A 9,297-nucleotide genomic window follows, 5' to 3' on the forward strand; every position below is an offset into this window, starting at 1 on the left:
AGCATCAGCAGTGGCACGACGGAGGCATCCCCGCCCCCATCGGGTGGCGGGACCGCGCTGTAGGTTTCAACCCCGCAGTCCGCCTCGCCCCGCAGGTCGGCCATGGCCGCGTGAAGCGCCTCTGGCGTGGCGAAGGCGGCGACGATCATGGCCGCAGGCCGCCGGGCATGGCGCGCATCTCCGCCATGGCAAGCATGGGCACGAAGCGCAGCAGCAGCAGGAAAGTTGTCAGGAACAGCCCGATACTGCCGCACAGCAGGCTCCATTCCCACAGGGTGGGCGTGTACTGTCCCCACGCGGAGGGAAGCTGCGTGCGTGCAAGGCTGCTCACGATGATGAGGAAACGCTCCAGCCACATGCCGATGAGCACGCCAAGGCACACCAGCCAGACCACCGGCAGGCGAAGCCGGATCGAACGCCACCATAACAGTTGCGGCATCACCACATTGAGCATGATCGTGCCCCAGTAGATGGGCGCGTACAGGCCATGGAGCCGAAAGGCGAACATCACCCTGTCCGCCGGGTCGGGGCCGTAATAGGTTGAAAATACGTCCATGACATAGGCATAGGCCACGCACAGGCTGCTGGTGAGCAGCAGGCGTCCGAGTATGTCGATGTGCCGCGACGTGACATGGGGCAGCAGTCCCATGGCCGGGCGCAGCGGTATGACCACCAGCAGCACAACGGCAAAACCCGACAGGGCCGCGCCGAAGACGAAAAACGGCGGGAACTCGGTGGAGTGCCATCCGGGCGTGGCGCCGCCCGCGAAATCCATGCCGACGATACTGTGGACCGAGACAACCAGTGGCGCCATCAGCGCCGCCATCAGTGCATAGACGGGTTGGTAATGCCGCCACTGCCGCCCCGAACCCCGGAACCCCAGCGCCAGCACGCCATAGAACACCTGCTGCCAGCGCCGCCGCGCCCGGTCGCGCAGCGTGGCGAGGTCAGGCAGCAGCCCGAAATACCAGAACACGACCGAACACAGCACATAGGCGAGGATTGCAAAGAAATCCCATACCAGCGGGCTGCGGAACTGCGCCCACAGCCCCATGGTATTGGGATAGGGAAACAGCCAGTAGAAAAACCGTGGTCGCCCCAGATGCAGGATGGGAAATATGGCCGCGCACAGGGCCGCGCACAGGGTCAGGCTTTCGGCCAGACGGTTGAGCGAGGTGCGCCACGGCGCGCGCAGCACGAAAAACAGCGACGAAATGAACGTCCCGCCCGAGGCGATGGCAATCCACCAGACGTAATTGAGGATATCCAGCCCCCACGCCACGGGCCAGTCGATCCCCCAGATGCCCAGCCCCGCATAAAACAGCCATGCAACGGAAATGCCCCCCATGCCCAGCAGCGCCAGGGCCACGCCAAGGCCAAGCCACCACCACAACGGTGCCCATCCCTCCTCGCCTTCATGCAATGTGATGGCGCAGATGCGTTCCGTCAGCGAATGTGGTGTCCCGGCAGGAAAGATGAGGGCCTCATCCTCCCCCCCGCGCCCTGTCCCGGCCGTCATGACGGGATGGCCGGATTGCGGTTGAGGATACGCCCCTCATAGGTCACGCGCGGGTGCGTGCCCTGTTCAGGCAGCGCGGCATAGGTCAGTGGACTGGCCTTGCGGCGCGTCACCTCGGCTTCGGGGTCGTTGATGTCACCAAAACTGATGGCCTGCGCGGGGCATGCGGCCTGACAGGCGGTGACGACATGCTCCCCCACCCCATCGCGATCGGCGGCAATGCGGGCCTGGGCAATGCGCTGCACACAGAAGGTACACTTTTCCATGACGCCGCGCGCCCTGACCGACACATCGGGATTGCGGCTTATGGCGGGCCTGCCCTCGCGCTCGGCAAAGGCGAAGTAATTGAACCGCCTGACCTTGTAGGGGCAGTTGTTGGAGCAGAATTTCGTGCCGATACACCGATTGTAGACCATGACGTTCAGGCCTTCAGAATCATGCGTCGTGGCCCCGACCGGACAGACGGTCTCGCACGGGGCCTGTTCGCAATGCATGCACAGCATCGGCTGGAAGAACGTATCGGGCGCGTGCTGCGTTCCTTCATACAGGCGGTCAATCCGCAGCCAGTGCATTTCGCGCTGGCGCAGCACTTCCTCGCGGCCGACCACGGGGATATTGTTCTCCACCTGGCAGGCGCTGACGCACGCATTGCAGCCAATGCAGGCGTTGAGGTCGATGCTCATGCCCCATGCCACGGGGGCGTCGGGTTCGCGGCGGTACAGCGCCTCCTGCGCCCCGGACGGCCCGGCAAGGAAATCCGCGCGGTCATGAAACTGCGCCAGCGTGCCATGCCGCGCCACGTCGGAAGGGGCGGCATCGATACGCGTGGCATGATGTTCCGTGCACGCAACGGGCACGGCCGCCCCATGGGCGGGCAGGACCTGCACGGGACCGCTGGCCTCACGGAAGGGATAAAGGTCGCAGCCGACATCACTGCCCGTCGCGCCGGCATGGCGACGGCCCCAGCCCAGCAGTCCCACCACACAACCCGCCGCCTGTCCCGGCTGGATCCATATGGGAAGCTGCGTGCGGGTGCTTCCATGGCTCAGGGTCACCCTGTCGCCATTCTTCAGGTTCATCGCCCGCGCCATGTCGGGCGGGACCAGCAGCGGATTGTCCCACACCACCTTGCTCAGGGGGCGTGGCAGTTCCTGCAGCCACGGATTGTTCGCCCCACGGCCGTCCCACAGATACGGATCGGGCCGCAGCAGCAGTACCGGCCCGGCAGGGTTGCGCGACAAGGGGGCCGGTGACGCCACGCGCATCGCCGCCTGCCGCAGTGGCGCATCGACCCGCGGTGACGCCGTTCCCGCAATGACACCCGCCGCAAGGGCGTCGTGCCAGTCACGCGATGATGCAAGCCGGTCGCGCCATGTCGCGCGCACCATCTCCATGGCCGGACGCAATGGCTGGCCAAGGCAGGCATGGAGTGCACCGAGGGCATTCATCCCGCCATAAAGCGGCACCGCCTGCGGCTGGATGAGGGCCACGGTGCCATCATGCCCGCGCGCATCGCCCCATTCCTCCATCACATGCGCAAGGGGGACGTACCAGTGCGCCGCCAGTGCCGTCTCATGCGCGCGGTCCGACAGGGCGATGCTGGTGGGCACGTGCTGCAGTGCCGCGGCAAAGCGGGGCGACTGATGGACCGGGTTTACATCGAGCATCAGCAACGACCGGACCGCGCCACGTTCCATGTCGTCCATCAATGCGTCCAGCGTCGCAACGGGGACAACCGGTTGGTACAGGGGGGAATCCACAACATCAAAGACCCGCCCCCGCCCGCCCAGCGCTTCGTTCATCGCCAGTATGGCGGCCTGTGCCTCGGGCGGGTAATCCGGGCCAAGATGCACGAAGGCCCGGCCATGGTGGGCGCGCAGGTCCGCCGCCATGGGGGACAGCCAGTCAGGGCCGCCCGACGGGGCCTCGTCATGCAGGATATGGGCCGACAGACGCCCGATCACCTCATTCATCATGCCCGGCGTCGCAACAAAGCGGTGATCGGCGGCGACACCGGTAAGGGACGGCGTGGGTTCCACCGCGTAAAGCCGGTTCATGGTGGCGGTGACAGGGTTGCGGCGCGCGGCAAAGGCGCGGGCGTGGGCCAGGTGCCCCGGCGCGCTGTCAAGAAGGTCGCTGTCGAGGGCAAGCAGCACATCCGCCCGCCCCGGATCGACAAGGACCGAGGCCGGCACGCCATAAGCCATGGCAAGGCCGCGTGTGACGTTCTCGCGCCCGATTGCATCCCACCCATGCCATATCGCCCCCGGAAAGGCGGCGAGGACCTGCTCGATCGCCTGGCCCATGGCGGGAGACGTGAGCGTACCGGTCAGGATACGCAACCCCTCACCCGCATGCGTGCCATCCGGGCGCGGGGCCATGGCGCCCGCACGCATCTTCTGCATCGCATCCGCCAGATCCGGCCACGAGGCGGGCATGCCCCTGTGGAGCGGGCCGGTGGCGCGGTCGGGATCATAAAAATCATAGACCAGCGCCTGGGCCATCACGTCCGTTGCGCCAAGGCTGCTGGGATGACCGGGATTGCCTTCCACCTTGATCGGGCGTCCCATCTGGTGGGTGACAAGGATGCCTTCCGCGTAACCGTCACGCACATGGGCGGTAGCATAGACGTTTGGCACGCCGGGCACCACGCCCTGTGCCGCGCGCACGGCCGAGACGAACCCGCGGTCAGGCGTGCCGGGATCACAGCCGGCCACCCCGCCACCGGCAAGGGCAAGCCCCAGCAATTTGAGCACGCGCCGCCGGTCCAGCGTATGGGACAGCGCGGTTTCGATCTGGGGGAAACGCCGGGCGAGTTCGCGATCCGACATCATGGCGGGCATGCGCGCATCCTCCCCTAACGGTGGCATATGGAACATTCCGTCAGGTTACGCCCGCCAAGGTGATATTGTGCCATCAGGGCGGCGGCGCCCGGTGTTTCGGGGCGGCGGTGCCAGTCCGTATCGAATATGTTTTCCGCCGGGCGCAGGTTGGGGCCGGGATTACGGTGACAGTCCACACAGAACTGCATCGTCAGCGTTTTTGCCTTATATGTCAGCGGCATGGTCGCCACATTGCCATGGCAACTTTCGCAGCCGACCCCTTTGGCAACATGAATGCTGTGATTGAAATAGACATAGTCCGGCACATTGGTCACACGCTGCCACGTCATGGGGGTGTTCCTCAGCAAACTGTCACGGACGGCCGCAAGTACGGCGGCCCCCGTCCAGACCTGTGAATGGCATGTCATGCAGGTAAAGGTTGGCGGCAGGCTGGCCTGTGCGCTGCGTTCCACACTGCTGTGGCAGAAGCGGCAATCAAGCCCCAGGCCCGCCACGTGATGCTGGTGGCTGAAGGGGACCGGTTGTTCGATGGCCCAGCCTACATGCCGGTCATAATCCGAATATGGCCATGCAAACCAGAACAGGACGCCACTGGCGGCCACACAGGCGATCAGGGCAAGGCATGCGGTCATGATGATATTGGCACGGGGGGTGAATGGCGCTCCCATCAGTTTGCGGTCCATCCATGACGGCGACTTGCGCGGCCTGTTCCTGTCTGGGCACAGGCAGGCACGCAGGCCGCTTGGGGATTACGTCACACGGAACGTCACTGTCGGGAAAAACGATCCCATCACAAGGTGGTGAATGCCGCACGGTCCTTGCAATGGGGAAATCATGCGTCCGGGCATGAAGTATTCATGGGCAGGCCACCTCCGCCCTCCCTCCCGGTTTCGCCGGTACGGGCATGGATCGCGACTGGCCGCTGCGGGGCGCAGGACAGACCACCGCCCTGCCCCTGAAGGCCGGGGTCAGTTGGCCTGAAGGGCGGCCTTCAGATGTTCCAGCCGATTTGAGACATGGCGGTAATTCAGTGCCTTTTCGACATGCCGCAAATGGACATCCATCAGCCGCGCGGCTTCGGTCGGGTCCCCCTGTTCAAGGGCGTCGATGATCTGGCCATGTTCGCAGCAGGATTCGTGCGCGTCATGGGTCGACTGGTAAAGGGCCGCGATCAGCACGGTCCGTGTCGTCAGGTCCTGCAGCAGGGAACCCAGCACGGGATTCCCAAGCGTTTCGGCAAGGCAGACATGGAAATGGCCCAGAAGGTAGCTGCGCTGCGCACGGTCACCGGACGCAAGGGCCTGCTGTTCGGACAGGACATGCTCACGCAGGATGCGGATCTGGGCGGGCTGTATGTCATCTATGGTGACAAGCATCCCGACCTCCAGCGCGCGGCGTGCGTCGATCGTGTGGCGGGCCTCCTCCACGGAGGGTTCAATGACGAACCAGCCCCTGCGCGGCGAGACCTCGACAATGCCGCGGGCCTGCAGGCGCATCATGGCTTCCCGGACAAGCGTGCGCGAGACATTGAAAATCTCGGACAGATCCTTTTCGCCCAGCCGCTCCCCCGGGGCGATCTGGCCCGACAGGGCCGCCCGGATGATCCGATCCTCAATGATATGAGGATTCCTGTCGGCCGTTTTATCCTGCTCTTGCATACCAGTTAGTATGCGCAAGCCCTCCGGCTTTGGCAACGCAATCAATGCACAGGCCGATGCGTAACGACCGGCAACGGCACCTTTGGCACAGGTGGTGCTGTGACGGGGGTGGCCATGCAAGACAGGTCCCGCCCGACCAAGATTCTAATAACAAGCTGATTTAAAACGGTTTATTTCCAGATCAGAACGACATCAACATAATGTGATAACCGATTTCGTAATTATTCCGTTTTTTAAGATGCTCTCGTTTCGGTTTGCATTGTATCTTGTATGCAAGATTGTATTCTCAGCAGTCGGGTTTGATAGACCATTTGGTGTTCAAGGATGCTGGCGGAAAAACACCGGTATCTGGAAAGATGTAGAGTGTAACGAGATGCGTTTGTGCCGATCGCTGTTTTTCCAGATTGTGCTGGCGACCGTGCTTGGCGTCGTATCGGGCCTTGTCGCCCCTGATATTGCGGTCATGCTCAAACCACTGAGCGATCTGTTCCTCAGGCTGATCTCCATGCTTGTGGGGCCGCTTGTCTTCTGCGTGGTGGTGCAGGGGATCAGTGGTGCGGGCAACCTGCGCACGGTGGGGCGGATCGGCCTGAAGGCCCTGCTTTATTTTGAAGTCACCACCACCATCGCCCTGTGCCTTGGCGTGGCGGCGGCGGCCATGTTCCAGCCCGGTGCGGGCATGCACATTGATGCCGGCACGCTGGCACAGGGCCCGTCGGGCCAGTTCGGTGAAAGTGCCGCGACCCTGCGCAAGGAAGGGCTTGTGGGCTTCATGCTGCATCTTGTCCCGCAAAATCCACTGAGTGCGTTTGTCCATAATGATGTGCTGCAGGTGCTTGTGTTCGCGATCCTGTTCGGCTGCGGGCTGTCCATTGCCGGGGAACAGGGAAAACCCGCGGCAGTACTGATCGACTCAATCGCGGCGGTCCTGTTCCGCATCATGGGCATGGTCATCCGGGTCGCCCCGATCGGGGTGCTGGGGGCCGTTGCCTATACGGTCGGGCATTTCGGCATGCACTCCCTTGAACAACTCGGGGCTTTTGTCGGGCTGTATTTCGTGCTGATCGCCCTGTTCATCCTTGCCGGGCTGGGCATCCTGCTGCGTGCGTGCGGGATCGGCATCTTCTCCTTCATCTGGTACCTGCGCGCGGAACTGGCGGTTGTCATGGCGACGACATCGTCTGATGCGGTGCTTCCGCAGATCATGGAGAAACTGACTGCCCTTGACGTGCCGCGTGATGTCGTCGGGCTGGTCATTCCGGCGGGGTATTCCTTCAACCTGGACGCGCTTTCGATATATCTGGGGCTTGCGGTGCTGTTCCTTGCCCAGGCGTCCGGGATTCACCTGACGTGGACACAGATTTTCCTGGTCACGGGCACTGCCCTCGTCACGTCAAAGGGCGCGCATGGCGTGCCCGGCGTCGCGATTGTCATCCTGGCCGCGACACTGGCGGTCGTGCCTGAAATCCCGCAGGTCGGGCTGGTTTTACTGGTTGCGGTGGACTGGTTCATCGGGATTGCCCGCGCGCTGGGCAATATCATGGGCAACTGCGTCGCAACCCTTGTCATCGCGAAATGGGAGGGACGGCTTGATGGCACGGTCGCACAACGCGTCCTGCAGCAGTCCCGCGCGCCCTCATCACAATAAGAACACCCCGGATACAGGACGGAAATTCCTTTCCATCAACAATGGAACAATAAAATCACCAGACGAGGTACCTCATGTCATCCTGTCTATTTTTCGTAAAATCACGCCTTGGACTTGCGGCATCGGTTTCCTGTATTGCGATCATGCAGGTCTCGTCTCTTTCCGCCGCGACCCCGGTTGCGCTGCAGAAGGCCACCGGCGGGCACGCCCGCGCGGCATCCGGGCCGGGTTCGCACGGGGGGCATGCCCCTGCCCCCCCGGCCGCGCCGGAAAGCATCAAGGTCAGCACGGCGCGTGCGGTAAAGTTCCGGCAGGAACAGCATGTACCGGATTCCGCAACGCACATAACGGGCAAGGACCTGGTGGAGCGGAACGTGCGGGCGATGACGGACCTGATCCGCGTTGCGCCCAACCTGAGCATCCAGCCGTCCAACGGGTCCGCCGGCCTGAATTTCATGCTGCGCGGCGTGGGCATGGCGGATCTGACGCAGAACAACATCCCCTCTGTCATGCCGTATGTGGATGGCGTTGCCCTGCCGGTAACGGTCATGACCTCCGCCATCATGTATGACATGGACAATGTCTCGGTAAATCCGGGGCAGTCCGGCTTTACGCATGGCATGACCACCACCGGCGGCGAAATCAATTTCCATACGGCCGATCCCACATCGCAGTTCCATGCCGGCGTGACGGAAGATATCGCCAGTTACGGCCGCAACCGTGTGGAGGGCTACATCTCCGGCCCGATCTCACGTTCGGTGTCATACCGTATTTCGGGCATGTCGATGACGGGCGGCGGTTTCCAGCATAACAGCCAGGGCGTCGGGTACGGCAACGCGGATATCGGCGCGCTGCGTGGCAAGCTGAAATGGCAGATCGATGATACGATGCGCCTTGATGTCGGGGGACACTGGAGCACCGACCAGTCCGATGCACCGGCGGGCGCCGTGATGGTCAACAGCTATGGCGTACCGTCCAGTACGGACCTGATGCAGACCAACTGGGGCCTGAGCAGACAGTTCGCCAATGCCATCGGGATCAATCCCGCCAACCAGAAGCCGCGTGAAAACAACCTGTCATGGGGGGCGAATGTCCGTTTCACCAAGGACTTCAGCTGGGGCAGGTTGACATCCACCAGCGCGTACGAAGCACTGGACGAACATGAACTGTCGGACCAGACCAATACAGCGCTGGCCTATGGCAACATGTACCGCAACAACCAGACCAACTTCTTCTCACAGGAAATAAACCTGCAGTCGCGCAACCCGGCGGACCGGCTGCAGTGGCTGGTGGGGATGTATTACAATCGTGGCCGGACGCATGACAGTTTCTGGTACGACATGTCGGACCGATATGCGTCAAGTGACAGCGGGAAATACTTCTACAAGACCGATTATGGACAGAATGAGCAGACATTCAATCAGTACGCCCAGCTTTCATACCGCCTGATACGTGGCCTGCGCCTGATTGGCGCGATCAGCCATGAATCAGACGACCGGCAACTGGAGGGATCGAAGAACCCTTGATTGATGTGCTTGGCCGGTAATTTCTGGGTTTTGGCGATTTGATTGACGGTTTTTGCGATGGCGTCCAGTCTGCGTTTTGAGCAGATTGGGAGTTGTCTCTCGC

6 protein-coding genes are annotated in these 9,297 nt (G+C 62.7%); 2 read left to right on the top strand and 4 right to left on the bottom strand.

The window, feature by feature from the left end; translation table 11 throughout:
• Positions 1 to 145: 145 nt before the first annotated feature.
• The 4 genes from nrfD to KMAL_RS15110 form a co-directional block, all read right to left on the bottom strand.
• Positions 146 to 1,519, bottom strand: a complete 1,374-nt coding sequence (nrfD, locus tag KMAL_RS15095) for an NrfD/PsrC family molybdoenzyme membrane anchor subunit (protein WP_110096355.1) — start codon at positions 1,517 to 1,519, stop codon at positions 146 to 148.
• Positions 1,516 to 4,362: a 4Fe-4S dicluster domain-containing protein gene (locus KMAL_RS15100; protein ID WP_110096356.1), complete on the bottom strand. Its 2,847-nt coding sequence runs from the start codon at positions 4,360 to 4,362 to the stop codon at positions 1,516 to 1,518. Before KMAL_RS15100 ends, nrfD begins: the two co-directional genes overlap by 4 nt.
• A 14-nt stretch (positions 4,363 to 4,376) precedes the next feature.
• Positions 4,377 to 5,030, bottom strand: coding sequence for a cytochrome c3 family protein (locus KMAL_RS15105; protein ID WP_239020169.1), 654 nt, complete (start codon positions 5,028 to 5,030; stop codon positions 4,377 to 4,379).
• Between the two features lie 300 nt (positions 5,031 to 5,330).
• Positions 5,331 to 6,020: a GntR family transcriptional regulator gene (locus KMAL_RS15110; protein ID WP_110096358.1), complete on the bottom strand. Its 690-nt coding sequence runs from the start codon at positions 6,018 to 6,020 to the stop codon at positions 5,331 to 5,333.
• A 373-nt stretch (positions 6,021 to 6,393) separates the two neighbouring features.
• Here KMAL_RS15110 and KMAL_RS15115 point away from each other — a divergent pair, with 373 nt between their 5' ends.
• A complete protein-coding gene (locus tag KMAL_RS15115; RefSeq protein ID WP_110096359.1) occupies positions 6,394 to 7,668 on the top strand; it encodes a cation:dicarboxylate symporter family transporter in 1,275 nt (424 codons plus the stop codon).
• A 143-nt stretch (positions 7,669 to 7,811) separates the two neighbouring features.
• Positions 7,812 to 9,194: a TonB-dependent receptor gene (locus tag KMAL_RS15120; protein ID WP_239020170.1), complete on the top strand. Its 1,383-nt coding sequence runs from the start codon at positions 7,812 to 7,814 to the stop codon at positions 9,192 to 9,194.
• The last annotated feature ends 103 nt before the right edge of the window (positions 9,195 to 9,297 follow it).

The organism is Novacetimonas maltaceti (assembly GCF_002906255.1).
In the GTDB taxonomy this organism is placed as follows: Bacteria; Pseudomonadota; Alphaproteobacteria; order Acetobacterales; family Acetobacteraceae; genus Novacetimonas; species Novacetimonas maltaceti.